Genomic DNA, 20,079 nt, shown 5'->3' on the forward strand with positions numbered 1-20,079 from the left:
AGTTGTGTGGAGGTGCTTTATGAAGCGATTAGTTTTATTTATATTCCTAACGGCTGCCGTTATTTTTTATCCGATACAAACCAGTGCAATTATAATGCCTTGCAGTATGGTCCTAGAACCTGTCGATAAAAATCTTATTAATGCCAAGGGGGCAGCATTGGTCTATAAGGTAAAATTAACACCGAGTTTTCCTCGAACGAGTATTAGTATTATTGCTGTTCACCTTCCTCGTCCATCTTCTTTTGGCGATTATGACAGTTTCGAGGGTTTTGCCTTTATACCCGATGAAATTAGCTGGCGTTTTAGACTTTATCCAACTCCAGAGATTGATGGTCCAACTTGTGCAGGGAGATTTGATTCAATTACTGCAGAAATGAAAAATGTTGAAGTCCAGGTACGTCTTTCTAATTCTAAAACCGAAAAGCTGGGACCAAGTATACTAACAAATAGTATTAGAAACTGTCATTAGCTCTCTTTAAAAAGTGTACTGCTTGATCCCAGCCTTGATTATTTTGCTTCCTTCATCATCACTCGTTTTTTATTATGTATTTATTGCAATTTCGATCGGCAAATCGATACTTAACCTAGTTACTTGGAATATTACTATTAGGATACATTCCATTGTTAATAGATCATAGCTTCAGCTTCATTTACGGCTCTTACTTTTAAATATTCTATATGGACACAATCATCCGTCCACAAACGAAGGCCGTCAGAGCTTATATCTGGAAAGATCGAAAGACTAAAAACAGATTCTCCTTCATTTACAAACACTTCAACAGTGCTGCGATCAACAAAAATTTCTAATTTAATCCTTCCATCTCTTGGTTTAACAGTAGCTTTATACTGCCTTGCGAATTCATTCATATTAGCGAGATATTCATTCATATGAACGATTCCGCTTTTACTGCGGTCTATGACAAGTTCATTGTTACTTTTAACGTACATTAATACTGTATGTTCTCCATTAACATACCCATCTCTCAAAGAGAATCCGAATTTCGATCTCGTTGAGTCGTAAATAATCATTGTTTCAACCGCAAAGGAGGTCGCATGAATATTTTTCAGGAGATTTTCTTGCCCTGTGTAGATGACCTGTTCTCCAAAAAAAGCAATTTCTCTAAGTGATTCTTTTAAGTTCCCAACTGGGATTTGGACAAGTTTTATCCCTTCAGAGGTTGATCTTAGATGTAATTCTCTTACTATACTTGCGTTTCCAATAAAGGTTTCCCAAGGAACTTCAGAAGCATAATTCCAGTTGCCCATCCAAGATACGAAATAACGGTAATTACCATTCGTATAAGGTGCATCCCAACTTACTCCAGCATAAGAGTCAGCTCCGTTTTCCAGCCATTCTATCTCCGTTTCCGCATAGAACTTTGTTCCGTCAAAGTTTCCTAAGAAGTAGCATGTACACGTTGTACGACCATAATTAAAGCCATTTCCACCGAGCAAAAGCACCCATTTTTTATTGGCTGGATTACCGTCGATATTAAGTTCAAACAAGTCAGGGCATTCAATGATCCCTATATCATCTCTAACGAATGTCGAAACGTATGTCCATTCTTTTAAGTTGTACGACGTGTAAAATCCGACTTTATCTCTCTCTGCCATTAGCATAATCCATTTTTTTGTGGGTTCGTGCCAAATAATTTTTGGATCACGGAAATCGGTGTATCCTGTTGGATTATGCATAATTGGTTCGGTCCCGTAATGAGTAAATGTGTTTCCGCCATCTGTACTGTACCAAAGGTGGTTGCACTGATATGTAGGATTTGGCATCGTTACAATTGCGATAATCGCGTTGTAGCCGAATCCTGCTGTGTTATTAACGTCAATAACACAACTACCTGCCCAGGGATCTCCAGCAGAATCTTTGTACTTTTCTATCGCAACTGGCTTTCTTTCCCAATGTACTAGGTCAGTAGAAACTGCATGCGCCCATTCTGTACCATTTCCTTCTAAAGAATAATCTTTGTTGTAGAGATAATAAAGATGATGTACTCCATCAATATAAATAGGTCTTTGTACGTCGTTCATCCATTCTGTTAAAGGCGTCAGATGATATTGCGGCCGAAAATGTTCTGTCATAAATTTCTTCCTCTCTGATAAAAATGTACCAATCATTACTATAATGGTATTAGGTCAATAGAGTAGTACAAAATTTTCTAGGTTTTTTAGAGCGGCGAAAGGCTATAAACGTCATGGTACACAATACCTGTAACAATTTGCATTATAGCATATGCTTTAATAATTTAATCTCTGTTTTTACTTCTTTTTTGTCATATTGAATTAGATAAGAACGTGCAAGACTCGCGGCTATGTTCAAATCGAATGAATGGGTTACACATAAATATTAAAATTGTTTCTATAAAGTAAAAACTCGGTAAAGGAAAGATCGATTATGGGTAAGGGTAAATGCAAGAAAAAAATGGGAATTGTTAAGTGATTTTTAATTGATGACGAAATTAGTGTTCAAGAGGAATTTTTTCATGTGAAAGTCATAAAAAATGTATTCTATGAAAAGTTTTTCAAAATAAAAGGGGAGACATTCGCCTCCCCAAAGTGACTTCAATATTTCCGCTAAGAGATCTTAGATTCCTTAACGGCTTTTACTTTTAGATACTCTATGTGCAGACAGTCATCTGTCCACAATCGAAGACCATCTGAACTTAGTTTAGGATAGATGGTAAGACTAAAAACATGTTCGCCATGATTGACAAACACTTCAACCGTACTTCTATCCACCAAGATGTCGAGTTTTATTTTTCCGTATATAGGTTTCACTGCAGCTTTATAAGTCTTAGTGTAGACGTTCATATTAGCGATGGATTCATTTAATTGTTCTTCCCCGCTTTGACTGCGATCTACGACCAGTTCATTGAGCTCTTTATCATAAACTATATCGGTATGTTCACCGATACCATCCCTTAATGCAATACCAAACTTGGCATTAGTTGAATCATCTAAAAAAAATGTCGATTCAATTGAATAGGATGTCTCATGAATATTTTTCAAAATGTTTTCTTCTCCGGTATGTATGGTTTGATCATCGAAAAACGCAATTTCTTCAAATGTCTCTCTCAAGCTGCTGACGGGAATTTGAAAAAGCTTCATCCCCTCTGATGTTGACCTTAATCTTAATTCTCTAACAATGCTTGCATTTCCTATGAAATTTTCCCAAGGAACCTTGGTCGCATATTCCCAGTTGCCCATCCAAGAAATATAATATCGAAAGTTGCCCTCCGTGTTTGGCGTATCCCAAGTGACTCCTGAATAAGAGTCAGCTCCGTTTTCCAACCACTCTACATTAGTTTCTGCGTGGAATGTTGTTCCGTCAAAACTGCCTATGAAGTAGCAGGAACCAGTAGTATGTCCATAGTTAAAGCCGTTTCCTCCGACCATAAGTACCCATTTTCTATTGTTAGGATCATCATCCACATTAAGTTCAAACAAGTCGGGGCACTCAATAAGACCTATATCATCTCTTATAAATGATGATACGTATACCCACTCTTTTAAATTGCTCGAAGTGTAAAATCCGATTTTATCACTTTCCGCCATTAGTATTACCCATTTTTTCGTTGGTTCGTGCCAAATAATTTTCGGATCGCGAAAATCTGAGTCTCCTGTTGGGTTTGGCATAATAGGGTCGGTACCGTAGTGTGTAAATGTATTACCGTCGTCTGTGCTGTACCAAAGATGATTGCACTGATATGTAGGGTGAGGCATCGTTAATATTGCAATAATTGCATCATGGCCGAATCCTGCTGTGTTGTCAGTGTCTCTTACGCAGCTCCCTGACCACGCATCACCAGCAGAATCTTTATATTTTTCAATCGCTACGGGCTTTCTCTCCCAGTGAACTAAGTCAGTAGAAACAGCATGTGCCCATTCTGTACCATTCCCATCTGAGGAAAAATCTTTGTTATAAAGATAATAAAGATGATGTTCTCCATTAAGATAGATAGGGCGTTGAACATCATTCATCCATTCTGAAACAGGTGTTAGATGATATTGGGGTCTAAATGGTTCTGTCATAGATCTCTTCCTTTCTTGAAAAAATACCATTTTTGTATCGTCAAATAAAAATAAACGGCATGACCTATCCAACTCATGTCGGATAAATTAGTCTTTCTGAAACCGTTAAATTATTTGTAATAAACACATTCAAGCAGAATACAATATCCGGGTGAAAATTTAGTATTTACAATGACTAAATACCCGTTTTTTAATCCTGCTAAAACCTTAGGATTTGATCCGTTTTTTGCTAATTCGATTCTATTGTTTCTCCAATTCATGTTTCAATACCAGTATTGTCATGCTAACAGTTCATATGCTGGGAATGTAAGTAATAATAAAATAAAGAACTACTATTAGAATTCGCTACATTATCTGAAACTTTAAGTGTCCAAAACCGTAATAAAAATTAAGATCAAATTACTTAATAAGGGGAACTTCTTATGGATAAAAAGAAATACTTCATTCTCATACCGCCATTCTTAATACTTGGCATTTCATTGCTTTACTATCTTCCCAAAACATAAATTTTTCTTTGCGATGCTTTCAGTTATGGGTTTTTGGACTGTATATTACTTGTGGAGGAATATTGGAAAGAAAAAAGATAGTTAATGTTTTCTATTAGTATTTTTTATTATAAAGTTAAAGCGACGTTTTATCGGGTCACATTGATTCTCATTTTGTAGGGTATGGTGATTATAAATAATTTGTGAGGAGGGTTTATATGCTCAAAACAATTTATCTATTGGTTGCGTCTATTTGTGCAATTTTATCAATCTATTCTTTGATAAGTGATAATGATATGTTAATTCCATTGCTGCAATTTTTCTTAGGTGTAACAATTCTTATTATGGGGATTGAAAGTTTAAGAAGTAAAAAGAAAGCTACAGGAATTATTTGTGTTGTTAGTTCTCTTTTCATATTTACTAGTTTATTCATAAAGTACTATTAATACAGGAATCAAGGAGGCTTTATGAAGCATTTTCTATTTTTTATTTATCAATTCGTATTTATCAGCATAATTATTGTTACTTTTTATCTGTCTGATGAATTTATAAATAAGCCGTTTACACATGTTGATTTAATAGCAGTAGTTATAGTATTTATTAGTGTAATGCTCATTTTCAGTTTGATTGATAAGGTGAATAAACGGTTACATGATATTCATTTGCTTAATAAGATATTATTTTCTCTTTTAGCTTTTGTTTTAGGATTCATATTTGTAGGCATACTGTTTGTAAAATTTAAGATTTTCTAGGTATTACAACAATACCTCATTACTAAAGTTGTGAATTTATAGTAATAATTTTGCGTTCAACGTTTCAGAATTAAAAGAGTTGAGTGGGGCCAAAGAACTATTTTATTATTAAATGACATGTCATCTTATGTCAAGAGAATTATTAGTTCAAGCTCGATAAAAAAATAAAATTTTATTTTTTAAAAAAAGTATTTCGTGTTTCGAAAAAATTATATTGTTTTATATTTTAAATTTAAGTATACTAACTTATGAATTCAGATAATAATGAAAATTAAGAATATTAACTAAGAGGCGGGAAAAAATGAAGAGACAATCAGAAATCAAGCTTTTTCATTGGCATGAGCAATTACTAGAAATGTATGAACAAATGGTTGAATGGAGAAGGCATATGCATCAGTATCCTGAACTCTCAAATCAAGAGATTGAAACTTCAAACATGATAGCCGGTATTTTATCCGGGTTTGGAATTGATATCCGGACTCGTGTAGGCGGAATGGGTGTTGTAGGAACAATTAAAGGAGAAAAGCCTGGAAAAACGATCGCACTTCGGGCAGATTTTGATGCACTCCCTATTCAAGATGAAAAAGAGGTTCCTTATAAATCAAAGGTTGATGGCGTGATGCATGCTTGCGGTCATGACGGGCATACGGCAACTTTACTCGCTGTTGCGAAAATATTGAATGATCATCGTGACCAGTTATCGGGGAATGTTGTGCTGCTCCATCAGCATTCTGAAGAATCGTTAGGCGGTGCAAACGAAATGATCGCAGATGGATGTCTTGATGGGGTGGATGTTGTATTCGGCAATCATTTATGGACGCCGATTCCGACAGGAACGATTTCTTATACGAAAGGGTACACGACTTCTTCCGGAGATGGCTTTCAACTAAAGATCCAAGGGAAGGGCGGACACGGTTCTTCGCCTCATGAAACCGTCGATGCGATTATCGTTGCCAATCAGATTATTAATCAGCTTCAGCTTATTGTCAGCCGCAAAATCAATCCGCAAAAAACGGCAGTTGTATCAGTCGGATCATTCCATGCAGGAAATGCGGCTAACATCATCGCTGATTCCGCCGAACTCAAAGGGACTGTAAGAACCTACGATAAAGAAGTACAGATGCAAATAGAGGATGAAATGAATTCAATTATTAAAGGAATATGCGCGGCACATCACGCGGAATACGAATTCAAATATTATCACGGGGTTCCCGGAGTATACAACCATGCTGAAGAAACAGATATTTTTTGCAGCCGCATTAAAGCTACACTGCCTGAATTCAAGTTAGCAGAAGCTCCGCCCTTATTGGTCAGTGAAGATTTTGGTCGATATTTATTGGAGAGGCCGGGAATGTTTTTCTTCACGGGAGCAGGTAATCAAAATATAAATGCCATATATCCTCACCACCATCCGAAATTTGATTTTGATGAAAGAGCAATGGTGAATGCCGGAAAAGCAATGCTGAGTATCGTGCATCATTATCTCGTGGAAAAAGCAGAAAGTCCCTTGGCAGATCATGTGAGATTATAAACGAGAAAATATTCCTTATAAGGGGGGAAGAAGATGAGGTGGAATAGGCGATTAATTACTCTAGTGATGATTCTAGTATTGATACTTACCGCATGCAATAGTGGAGCATCCTCCAGTCAAGAAAAAAACAAGACTATGTATATCGGAATTGTGAATTCTCCAATTCTTTTTAACCCGATTAATTCGGCTGACATCGCGTCCCAATATGTTGAAGGATATATGTTTGATTCCCTTTTGGACATGCCAAGTCCCCTGGAGTTTACTCCGAAGCTTGCAGATACATTTGAAACAATGGACAATCAAACTTATATAATCAAATTGAATGATAAGGCAAAATGGTCGGACGGTGAACCGGTAACAGCGGAAGATGCAGCCTTCACATTGAATTTAATCGCCAACCCTAAAGTAGAAACACATATTGGTACATATCTTTCTTCTCTGGAAGGGCTGGAAAACGGGAAGCTGCCGGAGGGAGAAACTGAAATTCCATCAGTAAAAGTGATCGATCACAAAACATTACAATTAAAAACAAAACAACCGATTGATCCAAATCTAATCAAAGAACAGCTGGGTGTTAAACTCATGATTTTGCCTAAGCATGTTTTAGAAAATGTTGATCCATCCAAATTATCGCAGCACCCATTTATGCAAAAACCGAATGTTACGAGCGGTCCGTTTAAGTTTGTACAATATAAAAAGGATCAGTACGCGGAATTTGAACAAAATCCTGACTATTACTTAGGAAAGCCGAAGCTGGATCGAATGTTTATTAAAATCATGGTGGGTGCAAATGTCGTATCCCAGCTGCAAACTGGTGAAATTGATATGAATGCTGCCTTGGGAAAAATTCCGGTACAAGACTATCAAACGGTTGAAGGCTTTGATCACATTACCACTGATATTCAACCAACAATTGGTTTTCAGATGATGGTGTTTAATACAGATAGCATAAAAGAAGCCAAGGTTCGACAAGCAATTGCATATGCGATCAATCGCCAGTCTATCGTGGATGATCTATTAAAAGGGACGGGTGAAATTATAGATGGACCGTATACTTCGCTAAGTCCATATTTGAATAAGGAATTAAAGCAGTATACATATGATCCTGAAAAGGCGAAGCAATTACTGAACAATTCAGGTTGGGATGTAGCGAAACCGATAAAACTTGTTGTACCAACTGGAAATAAGGTCCGTGAACAATCAGCAGATATTCTGACGCAAAATTTAAAAGACATTGGCTTGAAAGTAGAGGTAACGACTTACGATTTCCCAACCTCTTTGCAAAAGGCAAGGCAAGGCGATTTTGATTTATATTTATTGGGGAATGCGATTTCTATAGATCCTGATGTATCTGCTATCTATGCAAGTACCGCGACTTGGAATCTGATGAAGTATAACAATCCTAAGGTAGATGAGCTCTTAGAAAAAGGGAAGTCAGAAGCAGATCCGGAGAAAAGAAAAGCCATTTATAATGAGCTTCAGGAAATTTGGAATAAGGATTTACCGGTCTTCACCCTTTATTCAGATTATAATTTTACAGCCATTTCGAAGGATGTTACATACGGTGGAGTAAATTTGTTGGATGCCAGCATAGATTATCACAAGTGGGATATTGGCGGAGATCAGTAGAAAGCATTCTTTTTCGATCATATGTATATGCAGAATTAAAACCTCAATATTCGTGTTGGGGTTTTTCTATTTAGAATATAAAATGGGTTCCGAAGAATTAATATAAAATTTCTATGAAAATCTGTTCTATATGTAGTTTGTTTTGTCAGAGTATGGGGTAGTGATTAGAGCATAGTAAATAAAATTCGATTAGAAGATATTTGTCAACTAATACGGAAGAATACAACGAAGTTAGGAGAGTGTTCGCGTACAAGCAAGGAGGAAATTTAATTTGGATGAAATAAGCAGCAGTAAAAAACAAGTGGATTTTATGAACTCACATCGGGCAATACATAAAGATGATATTACCATTGTTGACACGAAGGCCACGAAAAAAGCTGTTATGGCAACAAGCATCGGCAATGCCATGGAATGGTTTGATTTCGGAATTTATTCCTATTTGGCTGTGACGTTAGGAAAAGTATTTTTCCCGGAAATGAACGGTACCGTGCAATTAGTATACACATTTGCAACCTTTGCTGTTGCCTTCCTGGTCCGTCCGATCGGCGGAGTGTTTTTTGGAATGTTAGGGGATCGATTAGGCCGTAAAAGAATTTTGGCCATTACATTAGTGCTAATGGCACTGGCTACTTTAAGTATCGGATTGATACCAAGCTATGCAGCCATTGGGACGACGGCTTCTATATTATTATTAATCGCCAGACTGGTTCAGGGATTTTCGACGGGCGGAGAGTATTCTGGTGCAATGACGTTTATAGCTGAATCAACTCCTGATAAAAAGCGAGGAGTTATGGCCAGTTTTTTAGAGGTAGGCACTTTAGTTGGTTATATTGCCGGTGCCGGTATTGTCACATTGCTCACTTATCTTTTAGGACAAGAGCAAATGGTTGAATGGGGATGGAGAATACCGTTTTTAATCGCGGGGCCAATAGGAATCATCGGCCTTTACTTGCGAAACCATTTAGAAGAAACACCTGCATTTGAAGCAATGGAAAAAGTAAAAACGGATGAAAAAAAACGAGTATCTTTAAAACAAATTTTCGTCGATCATTGGAAATCAATGTTGATAGGTATGATAGTTGTTTTCTCCTATAACATTGTAAATTACATGGTATTGTCATATATGCCTTCTCATTTAAGCGCCGTACTTGGTTACGGGGAAACAAGAGGATTGCTTTTGATACTGATAGTCATGTTTCTCATGATACCAATTGTCTTAATGATGGGTTATTTCAGTGATCGCATTGGCAATAAACGAATTATCCAAGGCGGGCTGATCGGTTTGGTTCTATTATCGATTCCATCGTTTTTATTAATCGGGACCGGTAATAATTGGTTTGTCTTTATTGGAGTCATGATATTAGCTGTTTTTTTAGCTTGTTTTCAAGGAACAATGCCGTCGTTATTGCCATCACTATTTTTTACTGATGTAAGATACGGATCATTATCGATTACGTATAATTTTTCGACTTCATTGTTTGGCGGGACGACCCCGCTGGTTGTGGCATGGCTGATTAATCTAACGATGAACAATTTTATTCCTGCTTATTATTTAGTTGCTGCTTCCCTTATCGGGATTTTGGTAGTGACATACTTTGTTAAAGACACTTCCGGCAAATCTCTAAGAGGTTCACCTCCTGCAGTTGAAGAGAAGCAAGAAGTAAAGGAGATTTTAAAAGATCCTGAGGAAGCCTTGTGGTGGCAAGAAGAAAGAAGTAAATAAAAGAATCAGAATATATAGTATGGGTACTTTAATAAGAGGCAAACAAAATTTTTGCGATATCTATTCGTAAATGATAACTTGTTTACTGAAATACGTTACTTAAAGGAGTGCATAGACATGGAATTCACTCAAATAGCAAACACAGACATGAAAGCTTCACGCATTGGCCTGGGCACTTGGGCGATTGGCGGATGGATGTGGGGTGGAACGAATGAAGAGGATTCGATTAAGACCATTCATGCTGCCCTGGATCGCGATATTAATTTCATAGACACAGCACCAGTCTATGGATTCGGAACATCTGAAGAGATCGTCGGAAAAGCTGTGAAGCAATATGGAAACCGGGATAATATTCTTATCGCAACAAAAGCCGCACTGAATTGGAAAAACGATGAACCATTCAGAGATGCCTCCAAAGAACGAATTATGAAGGAAGTAGACGATTCGTTAAAACGGCTTCAAACGGACTATATTGATGTTTATCAGATCCATTGGCCGGATCCGACAGTGCCGATTGAAGAAACCGCTGAGGCGATGAAAGAGCTCTATGATGCAGGGAAAATACGTGCCATTGGAGTCAGCAACTTTTCTCCGGATCAAATGGAGACGTTCCGTCAAACAGCTCCTTTGCATACAGCCCAGCCGCCGTATAATCTTTTTGAACGTGATATTGAGAAGGATATTCTCCCGTATACAGAAAAGAATAATATCACCACAATTTTATATGGAAGCCTGTGCCGTGGGCTATTATCTGGAAAGATGACCCCTGGTCACAAATTTGATGGTGATGATTTACGAAACTCGGATCCGAAGTTCCAGAACCCTCGTTTCAGACAATATTTAAATGCAGTTGATCAATTAGATAAATTAGCTAAAGAAAACTACGGAAAGTCCGTTATTCATTTAGCTGTACGCTGGATTTTAGACCAGCCGGGTACAGGCATTGCTCTCTGGGGAGCGCGCCGTCCTGATCAAGTTGAGGCAGTAAGTGAAATCGTCGGATGGAAGCTGACAGAGGAAGATCAAGCGACAATTGACAAAATTTTAGATACCACAATTGACGAGCATGTAGGTCCTGAATTTATGGCTCCTCCGACAAAACAACAAGTATAGTCTAAAAGCAAAAGCCAACGGTTAATCGTTGGCTTTTTGCTTCACCCTCAGAAAGGACTGATTCGAGATGGGTAACGATAAAAAAATAGCATTACGAAACAAGCTAGAAAACCGGAACGTTACTTTGCCGGACGGAACTTGCCTTCCCGCTATTGGGCAAGGGACATGGTATATGGGAGAAGACCCTAAAAAGAAACAAGAAGAAATTAAGGCACTGAAGCTCGGGCTTGATTTAGGCATGAAGCTGATCGATACTGCTGAAATGTACGGCCAGGGAAATTCTGAACGAGTCGTTGGCGAAGCTATTAAAGAAAATCGCGACGATGTTTTTCTCGTTTCAAAGGTATATCCGCAAAAATCAGGATTAGGAAATATTTCAGCTGCATGCGAAAATAGCTTGAATCGCCTTGGCACTGACCATTTGGATTTATACCTATTACATTGGAGAGGCAGTGTTCCATTAGAAGAAACCATTGAAGGGATGGAACGATTGAAAAAAGAAGGAAAGATATTACGATGGGGAGTCTCCAATTTCGACACGGCTGATATGGAAGAACTCTGGAATACAAAGGGCGGAAGGAATTGTGCCACGAACCAAGTCTTATACCACCTGGGCTCGAGAGGAATTGATTTTGATTTACTGCCTTGGCATAAAGATCATAAAATACCGATTATGGCGTATAGCCCTCTCGCCCAAGGAGGATCATTACGAAAACAATTGCTCAGTGATGATAATGTAAATAAGATTGCTGAAAAATATAATGTTTCGCCACTTCAAATAGCCCTTGCTTGGACTATACGATCCAATCATGTGATTGCCATTCCAAAAGCGGTGCAAGAGCAGCACGTTTATCAAAATGCAGAAGCGGTTTCGGTTGAACTGACTCAAGAAGATTTGAATCGTATTGATGAGGCTTTCCCAGAACCGAGAAAAAAGATGCCTTTAGATATTATTTGAAAATTTATCTTGATGCATTTTTGAATAAGAAAATTGGAGAAAAGTGCTCCTTCTCTTTTCTTGCTCTCTGCTAGTAATTGCCCGGCGTGCATCTCTATGTGGGAAAAGAGGAGGTTTTCTCCTCTTAGTGTATTAATATGTGCTGCCAGTGTTCAGGCAATTCATAGTCCCTTAAATGTTCATACTTTTTAAGGTTAACTCGTCCACTCCCATTGATATATAATGTTAGTCTGTCTAGTCCAACTTGAATATGTGGTCCTACAACTGGAGTCACTTTTATTATTACTGTAAATTCAAATCGTCGATATTCGCCTATTCGTTCTGCTTTCTCTATATACACTTGATATGGGTAAACCATAGGTGAGTAGTTTAAAACCTTTTTGTAGTATTCGTTTACGGCTTTATCAATTTCAACACTAAGCAATGAAACAAAAATATCTTGATACAATTCTTCTCTTGAATTCATAGGAGGAGTATAAACAGTTTCTGCCTCACAGTTAAAACACATACTTGCCGTAAAAGTAACAACTAACACAATCACAAACCTTTTTATCATGATTCCTCCCACTTGTTTTTTTAGTTTCCCCTAATAACAACCTTATTAATTACTAATAATTAGGGGATAAATAGACTATTCCGATGCTGTTTAGGTTGTTTTTTTAACGAGAGTAAATCATTTTTTCCCTCCCTGTTTTTCAAAAAATTGTGCAAAAACATTCCAAATGGTGAAAAAGTACCCTTTTCTTCTTTGCTTAAACGTGATACCATGTTGAAGAAATTAATAGTTTACTAGGGGTGCCCAAAGTTGCGGGCTGAGAGAGGAGCGCTGAATGCTTCTTAACCCTTTGGACCTGATCTGGTTCGTACCAGCGTGGGGAAGTAAGGGATTATGAAGATTATTGTATCCAATAATCTACTTCTTTTTTACTGACTTTAAACTAGGTCCTTTCATTTGGATCTGGTTTTTTCGTGTTGGTGCTATTCTGGATCCTGTCCTTCAACATAATAAAAAGGAGGAAGGAAAGTGAAGAAAGAATCTGTACAGCAAACAAACATTTCAATTATGTCAAGCTTTTCAGGGAGCAAGAAGGTGTATGTGGAAGGCTCAAGACAAGACATTCAAGTCCCAATGAGAGAGATTGAATTAAGCCGTACCACCGGATCGTTTGGGGAACAAGCAAATGCACCGGTACGAGTCTATGATACGAGCGGACCATATACTGATAAAAATCAACACATCAACATTCAGGAAGGTTTAAAGCCGCTTCGTTCGAATTGGATTAGTGAACGAGATGATGTTGAAGAATATGAAGGACGTAAGGTTAAACCGGAGGATAATGGATATCGTACAGTGAGCAATGAAGCGGACCATCCGGGCTTAATCAGAAAGCCGCTTCGTGCCAAACAAGGAAAAAATGTGACTCAGCTCCATTATGCAAGAAAAGGGATCATTACTCCCGAAATGGAATTCATCGCCATTCGTGAAAATATGACACCGGAATTTGTCAGGGATGAAGTGGCAGCAGGACGCGCGATTATCCCATCAAACATTAACCATCCGGAAAGTGAGCCGATGATTATCGGGAGAAATTTCCACGTAAAAATTAATGCGAATATTGGGAATTCAGCGGTGACTTCTTCCATAGAGGAAGAGGTTGAGAAAATGACGTGGGCGATACGCTGGGGATCAGATACGATGATGGATCTTTCGACAGGGAAGGACATTCACACGACCCGGGAATGGATTATTCGTAATTGCCCGGTACCGGTTGGAACGGTTCCGATTTATCAAGCTCTTGAAAAAGTAAACGGGGTAGCCGAAGACTTAACGTGGGAAGTATACCGAGACACACTGATTGAACAAGCTGAACAAGGTGTTGATTATTTCACAATTCATGCCGGAGTTCTCCTTCGATACATTCAGCTCACGGCTAAAAGGGTGACCGGAATCGTTTCCAGGGGAGGGGCGATTATGGCTCAGTGGTGCTTGGCTCATCATCAAGAAAGCTTCCTCTATACCCATTTTGAAGAGATTTGTGAGATCATGAAGAGATACGATATTGCGTTCTCTTTAGGAGACGGCTTGCGGCCGGGATCGATTGCCGATGCAAATGACGAAGCCCAATTTGCTGAACTCGAAACCCTTGGGGAATTGACGCAAATCGCCTGGAAACACGATGTCCAAGTGATGATTGAGGGGCCGGGACACGTGCCGATGCATAAAATCAAAGAAAATATGGATAAACAAATGGAAATTTGTAAGGAAGCCCCGTTTTATACTCTTGGGCCATTGACAACAGATATTGCGCCGGGCTATGACCATATTACGTCAGCAATTGGAGCAGCGATGATCGGCTGGTATGGAACGGCGATGCTTTGTTACGTGACGCCTAAGGAGCATTTAGGCCTTCCTAACAGAGACGATGTAAGAGAGGGAGTCATCACGTATAAAATCGCAGCCCATGCCGCGGACTTGGCAAAGGGACATCCAGGTGCGCAAATCAGAGATGATGCAATTTCGAAAGCGAGATTTGAGTTCCGCTGGAGAGATCAGTTTAACTTATCTCTTGATCCGGAGAGGGCAATAGAATATCATGACGAAACCTTGCCGGCAGAAGGGGCGAAAACGGCTCATTTCTGTTCCATGTGCGGACCTAAATTCTGCAGCATGAGGATTTCCCAGGATATTAGAGATTACGCGAAGGAAAATGATCTTGATACACAGGAAGCGATTGACGAAGGCCTCAAGGAAAAGGCGAAGGAATTCGTCGAAGGCGGGAGTAAGATTTATAAATAACGAATGGGAATTTGTGTTATTATTAAGTTAAAGCAAATAGGGTGGTTTAAGATGAAGCTTGTGAAAAACTTTTTTCTTGTAGTTCTTCTTATGATTGTCGAACTGTCGGTTGGTTTTTCGATCGAAGCCCTAATTTCTATGACAAACATACAATGACGAAAACAAGACTTGGTTATGTTGTCTTTGTAACGCTTGCCGCCTTTGTAACATTTGGAGTAATCACGTGGATGTATAATAGGATTTATTAAAAAATGAGCACCAAATAATAAGAGAGAGGGGATCGTTTTATTTCCCTCTCTCTTCATTTTTATTTCAGTTTTTAAACGATGTCATCGACACGCAGGTTCTGTTCGTTTTGTATATTTGATTTTACGTGAGCAAACGTGACGGTTCCTGGTTGGTCTATGACGAAGATTGCAGGCTTTGGCAGCTCCCAATTTCGTTCCCGTTATGGCCGGGAATGTCCAGTACGGAACTTTAATAATGAAGTCCGCTTATTTCTTGAATTCTCCCTTTAACACGGTCAAAGCCTCGCCTCTCAACAAGCAGCGTTCACCTTGAACATGTTTGAATAAAATAATTGTAATTTCGGTATTCTAAATTCAGGAAGGAGGTATTTACATGGGAAGAATGAATCATGGGCATAAGGGAAATAACCATAAAAAGAAAATTTCACAGGATCCACATCAGGCTGCCGGGTTAAGCAATGAAGAAGTCGAGCTTTCAAAAGAACTCGATGAAACCTATCAAATAGAAGAAAGACCGGGATTTGGGCCTACAGGTGTGAAAAGAAAAAGTAAATAGATTAAAAACGTCAACAGTTGGAAAATGAATGCAGGGAGAACCTAAACAACAAATTTAAATTTCATTATGTTTTCTGCTAGTAAGATATCCGTCATTCAAGAATCAGATCCGATTGCTTCAGAAAGTTTCTTAATAAATAGGCTGTTTACATCATTAGTTATGTACAAACAGCCTATGTTTTTTGTTTTTTTAATCTTGATAACTTGGCCCCAAGGAGAACACAGGTTTTGCTGTGATTGCTCCTTTTTTATTATTCCGCAGATGTATTACATTTTACGACTATCCTTGCACTAAAATTAGCTTTCTGGAAATGCCAATTCGCCCTTTAATACCGTTATCGCTTCTCCTTTCAATAAACAGCGGTCTCCTTGTAAAACGACCTTGAGTCTTCCGCCTCTTTCAGAAAGCTGCTCGGCGAAAAACTCTTTCTTTGCCAATTTCTTTGCCCAATATGGAGCCAATCCGCAGTGGGCCGAGCCAGTGACGGGATCCTCAAGCACACCAAGCGTAGGGAAAAAACATCTGGAAACAAAGTCGACATCAGGCCTGTCACTTCTGCTTGTAATGAGAAAGCCTCGATTCGTTAGCGCGGTCATTTTTTCAGTATCAAAGGCTATGTTTCGAACCTGCTGTTCATTTTCTACTTCAATAATATAATCCAGGCGATTTTTTGCTGCCTCTACAATCGGTGTATGGATGGCTTCTTTCAGCTCTGTACTTACAGGGCAGCTTACCGGTGCTTCTGTCGGGAAGTCCAATTCGATCCAGCCGCCACTTTTCTTAGCCGTTAACGGACCGCTTAAGGAGGAGAAAGTAATTGGCTGATCTTCGCTTACTTCATTTCTTTCCCATAGTACATGAGCCGCAGAAAGGGTCGCATGTCCGCAAAGATCGACTTCAACCTTTGGTGTAAACCAGCGTAAATTGTAACCTTCGTTTTCTTTTATGACAAACGCCGTTTCCGACAAATTCATTTCCGTGGCAATGGACTGCAGAACAGAATCAGGAAGCTCTTCTTTCAGAAGGCACACTGCTGCCGGATTGCCAGAAAACGTTCGATTCGTAAAGGCATCGACTGTATACAAAATCATTACGTATCTCTCCTTAACATTTGTATGTATTCTACAATTATCATACCGCATTCACGGATAGAACAGATCATGAATATAGAACAGTTATCACCATAATGTATCCCCACATTTCTTTTTCATCTTATTAAGCGAAGAGCAATAGACTATAAGGAAGAAAGCGGAGGTGAGTTTTTTATGGCAGTTGTAAGAGCAAATACAAGAGATATTGACATGTTAGCAAGGCTGCTGAGGGCAGAAGCGGAAGGGGAAGGGCAGCAAGGGATGCTTCTTGTTGGCAACGTTACGATTAACCGGGTGAGGGTCAGATGCTCCGATTTTAAAAATGTCAACACGATTCCGGCGGTGATCCATCAGCCTCATGCGTTTGAAGCGGTAACACACGGTTATTTTTATCAACGGGCGAGAGAACAAGATAGGCGTTTAGCCAGAAGAAGCGTACAGGGTGAGAGATTTTGGCCTGCAAAATTCAGTTTGTGGTACTTTAAGCCGCCGGGAGCATGTCCACCGCAATGGTATGGCCAGCCCCATGTCGCCCGTTTTAAAAATCATTGCTTTTATGAACCGGCGCAAGGAGAATGCGAAGCAATTTATAATACATTTTAATACAGGTGAAATTTTCAAGCCTTCCATCTCGAGGAAGGCTTTTTGATTGTTCGTGTAACACATTAAACAGGAATTATGTCGTCGATCTAGAATTCAGTAAATGTCACATGCTATGTCCAAAGTGATTACATATTTTTGAAAACTTAAGGAGTGATATTCTTGAAAAAACGTATATGTATTGTTGGCAGTGGGATTGCAGGTCTGCAATTAGCTTATGCTCTTAAAGAAGATTTTGAAGTGACCGTCATTCACCATCGATCTCCAGATGAGATTCGTGATGGCCGGATTATGTCTACCCAAGTTCACTTTGGATCAACAAGAGCACGAGAAAAACGGTATCAAATGCCGAAAGCGAAAGTGGAAAATCTTCTGGAAAGCATCCATATCACGATTGGAACCAAAAAGCTTTTCGTTGGAATGTTGAAGGAGCCCGCCCTATCTGTTGATCAGCGTTTGTATTATACCGATTGCATGAACGATTTAGAAAAGCAAGGTGTTGCTTTCCATCGCAAAAGAGTAGAAAAAGAGAATATGAAGACTTTAATAGAACAGTATGATTTAGTGATCGATTGCACAGGAAAATCAGGACCTCTGCTGCCATTTCCGCTTGAAAAAGATTTATCGCCTTTCCATTTGCCTGAGCGGAAATGTATTGTAGGTTATTTCACGGGAATAAAGCCGAATCAACCTCTTGGTGTAAACGTAAATGTTCTCCCTGGACAGGGTGAAATGTTTGAAATACCTGCCGTGACCGAACAGGGGCCTGTGACGATCTTGTTTGTTACGGCAGTTCCGGATAAGCAATTGGATGTATTTAAAGGAATAACAGATGAGCAATTGTTTACAGAACAAATGAAAGTAATTACGCAAAATTTTTTCCCGGATATTTATAACCGGATAAACGAGGAACAATTTGCTCTATGTGATAACAAAGCCTTCCTTCAGATGGCCATTACACCTGTGATTCGAAGACCTTATGTTACATATCACGATAAGCTGGTTCTCGGCTGTGGAGATAGCGTTTTTCTTAATGACCCTATTTCTGGTCAAGGCTGTAACCTTTCTTCTTATTGTGCTGAACAATTGGCTGATACCCTGATAGAATTCAAGCATTCAACGTGGGATTCCCAGCTAGGAGAAAGGTATTGGAACCGAACGAAAACATTTGTGAAACAAGTCACAGAATGGACAAATGCAATGACACAGCCGCTTCCAGAGCATATTGTTCAAATGCTTATGGAAGGTGTCCAAAATCAGGAAATTGCAGATGGGGTTGCCGGATGGTTTGCAGATCCAAGTACTGCGCATCAGGATTTTTTTCAAACGACAAAAAGTAACTCTTAATCATCATAAAAAGAGACTTATATTAAAATAATTTAATCTCTTTATAGCAGACAGAAAAAAACCTTATTAAATTGTCTACTATAAAGGGATTTTCCTTCAATGGGTACGTCCTATGTGTTTTAATTATCTGAATGAACCTTTACTTTGGAAGTTTTGCAACTTACTATAATGCAGGGAATTCTCATATTGGTTTTCTTTAAGAAGGGTTTTTAGAAAATCGACCATATAATGATGTCGTTCATGTGCAATTTCCTTTGCTGCCTCAGTATTCATTCTTTCTTTTAATAGTAATAGCTTTTCAAAAAAATGGTTAACCGTTGTAGTATTCTGTGATTTATACTCAGCAGATGTTCTGTGCTCTTTCGGAGTAATCATAGGGTTAAATAATTCTTGTCCTTTATATCCTCCGTATGCAAAGGCCCTTGCAATGCCAATTGCTCCAATGGCATCTAAACGATCAGCATCTTGTACAATTTTCCCTTCCAAAGTTTTCATTGAAGATTTCGTGTTCGCACCTTTAAATGAAAGATTCATTATAATTTCACAAACATGTTCAATAACATATTGTTCTATATTTTGAGATTCCAACCACTCTCTCGCTGCTTTTGGTCCGATGGTTTCATCCCCGTTGTAAAACTTCCAGTCTGCAATGTCATGAAGGAGAGCAGCCAGTTCGATGACTTCTTTGTTTACATGATCAACAGTTTCTTTCTCTATTAACGATAAACTATTTTTATACACTCGTTCGATGTGCCACCAATCATGACCAGTTCCTTCACCCGATAATTTTTCTCTAACAAATTCCTTTGTTTTTAACACGATATCCATTTAAATTCACTCCTACCAACTTTTCCATTGGTGCTGTTTTAAAAAATTCAGCCCGCTTTTTAGATATTCGTCATTTACGTGACGAACTCCATATTGCATGAAATACATATTCTCTTTAATAGATTCTGGGTATTGACTAATCTCTTGAAAAGAAGCGTGGACAACGGCATCTTTAAATTGAAGATCGTGATAAAAAGTCTTTATACCAAAGTCGGAAAGCTTTTTTTTCAATGGTGACCTCTCCTATAAACTCTGTTCCCTTGATGTCGTTATGTATAATACCGTTTACCGTCTGACATAAGGTCGTTTTTCCTCCTCCGCTTGGACCTAAAATAGCATAATAATTCTTGAATATTCAATAACTTCACCCTTTAATCCTA

Annotated in this window: 17 protein-coding genes and 1 riboswitch; of the genes, 11 read left to right on the forward strand and 6 right to left on the reverse strand. The window is 38.7% G+C overall.

What is annotated here, in order from left to right:
- The first annotated feature begins 19 nt into the window (after positions 1-19).
- Positions 20-469, forward strand: coding sequence for a YoqH family protein (locus tag JOC74_RS19555; protein WP_053602196.1), 450 nt, complete (start codon positions 20-22; stop codon positions 467-469).
- Positions 470-624: 155 nt separating this feature from the next.
- On the opposite strand, the gene JOC74_RS19560 is transcribed toward JOC74_RS19555, so the two are convergent.
- Together JOC74_RS19560 and JOC74_RS19565 are read right to left on the reverse strand one after the other, a co-directional pair.
- Complete coding sequence (locus JOC74_RS19560) at positions 625-2,091, reverse strand: glycoside hydrolase family 32 protein (protein ID WP_211086293.1); 1,467 nt, start codon at positions 2,089-2,091, stop codon at positions 625-627.
- A 492-nt stretch (positions 2,092-2,583) separates the two neighbouring features.
- Complete coding sequence (locus JOC74_RS19565) at positions 2,584-4,041, reverse strand: glycoside hydrolase family 32 protein (protein WP_053602198.1); 1,458 nt, start codon at positions 4,039-4,041, stop codon at positions 2,584-2,586.
- Between the two features lie 703 nt (positions 4,042-4,744).
- Between JOC74_RS19565 and JOC74_RS19570 the strand changes: the two genes are divergently transcribed.
- From JOC74_RS19570 to JOC74_RS19595, 6 genes are all read left to right on the forward strand, one after another.
- A complete protein-coding gene (locus JOC74_RS19570) occupies positions 4,745-4,972 on the forward strand; it encodes a DUF3953 domain-containing protein (RefSeq protein ID WP_053602199.1) in 228 nt (75 codons plus the stop codon).
- A gap of 607 nt (positions 4,973-5,579) precedes the next feature.
- A complete protein-coding gene (locus tag JOC74_RS19575; RefSeq protein ID WP_053602201.1) occupies positions 5,580-6,809 on the forward strand; it encodes a M20 metallopeptidase family protein in 1,230 nt (409 codons plus the stop codon).
- 33 nt (positions 6,810-6,842) lie between these two features.
- The gene (locus tag JOC74_RS19580; RefSeq protein WP_053602202.1) at positions 6,843-8,438 is read left to right on the forward strand and encodes an ABC transporter substrate-binding protein; all 1,596 of its coding nucleotides are present in this window, start codon (positions 6,843-6,845) and stop codon (positions 8,436-8,438) included.
- A gap of 310 nt (positions 8,439-8,748) precedes the next feature.
- On the forward strand, positions 8,749-10,161 hold the full coding sequence (locus tag JOC74_RS19585; protein ID WP_053605947.1) for an MFS transporter: 1,413 nt from the start codon (positions 8,749-8,751) through the stop codon (positions 10,159-10,161).
- A 117-nt stretch (positions 10,162-10,278) separates the two neighbouring features.
- Positions 10,279-11,274, forward strand: coding sequence for an aldo/keto reductase (locus JOC74_RS19590; RefSeq protein ID WP_053602203.1), 996 nt, complete (start codon positions 10,279-10,281; stop codon positions 11,272-11,274).
- A gap of 67 nt (positions 11,275-11,341) precedes the next feature.
- A complete protein-coding gene (locus JOC74_RS19595; protein WP_053602204.1) occupies positions 11,342-12,232 on the forward strand; it encodes an aldo/keto reductase in 891 nt (296 codons plus the stop codon).
- Positions 12,233-12,356: 124 nt separating this feature from the next.
- Here JOC74_RS19595 and JOC74_RS19600 read toward each other — a convergent pair whose 3' ends face one another.
- The gene (locus tag JOC74_RS19600) at positions 12,357-12,788 is read right to left on the reverse strand and encodes a DUF3888 domain-containing protein (protein WP_053602205.1); all 432 of its coding nucleotides are present in this window, start codon (positions 12,786-12,788) and stop codon (positions 12,357-12,359) included.
- A gap of 225 nt (positions 12,789-13,013) precedes the next feature.
- A riboswitch (TPP riboswitch) is annotated at positions 13,014-13,127 on the forward strand.
- A gap of 129 nt (positions 13,128-13,256) precedes the next feature.
- Between JOC74_RS19600 and thiC the strand changes: the two genes are divergently transcribed.
- Both thiC and JOC74_RS19610 read left to right on the forward strand, forming a co-directional pair.
- On the forward strand, positions 13,257-15,029 hold the full coding sequence (gene thiC, locus JOC74_RS19605) for a phosphomethylpyrimidine synthase ThiC (RefSeq protein ID WP_053602206.1): 1,773 nt from the start codon (positions 13,257-13,259) through the stop codon (positions 15,027-15,029).
- Positions 15,030-15,650: 621 nt separating this feature from the next.
- On the forward strand, positions 15,651-15,833 hold the full coding sequence (locus tag JOC74_RS19610) for a YfhD family protein (RefSeq protein WP_053602207.1): 183 nt from the start codon (positions 15,651-15,653) through the stop codon (positions 15,831-15,833).
- Positions 15,834-16,129: 296 nt separating this feature from the next.
- On the opposite strand, the gene JOC74_RS19615 is transcribed toward JOC74_RS19610, so the two are convergent.
- Positions 16,130-16,924 (reverse strand): PhzF family protein, encoded by a 795-nt coding sequence (locus JOC74_RS19615; protein WP_053602208.1) that lies wholly within the window; start codon positions 16,922-16,924, stop codon positions 16,130-16,132.
- 174 nt (positions 16,925-17,098) lie between these two features.
- Here JOC74_RS19615 and JOC74_RS19620 point away from each other — a divergent pair, with 174 nt between their 5' ends.
- Both JOC74_RS19620 and JOC74_RS19625 read left to right on the forward strand, forming a co-directional pair.
- Positions 17,099-17,527 (forward strand): cell wall hydrolase, encoded by a 429-nt coding sequence (locus JOC74_RS19620; protein ID WP_053602209.1) that lies wholly within the window; start codon positions 17,099-17,101, stop codon positions 17,525-17,527.
- 159 nt (positions 17,528-17,686) lie between these two features.
- Positions 17,687-18,871: a styrene monooxygenase/indole monooxygenase family protein gene (locus JOC74_RS19625; protein ID WP_053602210.1), complete on the forward strand. Its 1,185-nt coding sequence runs from the start codon at positions 17,687-17,689 to the stop codon at positions 18,869-18,871.
- A 123-nt stretch (positions 18,872-18,994) separates the two neighbouring features.
- On the opposite strand, the gene JOC74_RS19630 is transcribed toward JOC74_RS19625, so the two are convergent.
- Together JOC74_RS19630 and JOC74_RS19635 are read right to left on the reverse strand one after the other, a co-directional pair.
- On the reverse strand, positions 18,995-19,699 hold the full coding sequence (locus tag JOC74_RS19630) for an HD domain-containing protein (RefSeq protein ID WP_053602211.1): 705 nt from the start codon (positions 19,697-19,699) through the stop codon (positions 18,995-18,997).
- Between the two features lie 12 nt (positions 19,700-19,711).
- Positions 19,712-19,930, reverse strand: coding sequence for a hypothetical protein (locus JOC74_RS19635; RefSeq protein ID WP_053602212.1), 219 nt, complete (start codon positions 19,928-19,930; stop codon positions 19,712-19,714).
- Between the last annotated feature and the right edge of the window lie 149 nt (positions 19,931-20,079).

Source organism: Bacillus capparidis (genome assembly GCF_017832095.1).
GTDB classification, from domain to species: domain Bacteria; phylum Bacillota; class Bacilli; order Bacillales; family Bacillaceae; genus Bacillus; species Bacillus gobiensis.